The 456-nt window shown below is 78.3% G+C and carries 1 protein-coding gene; it reads left to right on the top strand.

The genetic code is table 11. The annotated features are described in order from the left end of the window. Positions 1–227 precede the first annotated feature (227 nt). Positions 228–456, top strand: a 229-nt coding sequence (locus AC5LSR_RS20000) for a WD40 repeat domain-containing protein (protein ID WP_493468813.1), incomplete at its 3' end; no start/stop codon positions are given.

The following is a 456-nucleotide window of genomic DNA, read 5'->3' as shown; positions in this document are numbered from 1 at the left end:
TCGGGGCCGGCAGCGGCGCCCGGGGCATCGGGGCCGGGTTGCCGGATGGGCCGTCGCCGCCGGGGTTACGCTGATCGTCGCAGGGAGGCGTCGGCGGGTGACGGCGTTGGCAGGGTGACGGGGACGGTGTGGACGAACGACAGGGGAACGGCTCGGCAGGCCGAGTAGACACGGTCCCGTCCGCGGACGCTGCGTTACGCGCCTGGGCGGCTGTGCATGCCCGCACGGTGGGCCGCACGGGTGATCCCGCGGGAGTCCCGCCCCGGCCCGACGGCGCGCGGCCGGCCGGGCCGGCTCCCCGCTGGGACCAGCCGTGGGCGCCGGGCGAGGTGACCATCACCGAACCCCCGACCATTCTGCCCGGCCACACCGGCCCGGTCGGGTCGGTGGCGTGGGCGACCGGTGGGGACGGCCGGCTCCTACTCGCCACCGCCAGCCGGGACGGGACGGCGCGGG

The organism is Protofrankia sp. CiP1_Cm_nod4 (assembly GCF_982290645.1).
This window is presented reverse-complemented; position numbering and strand designations above follow the sequence as displayed.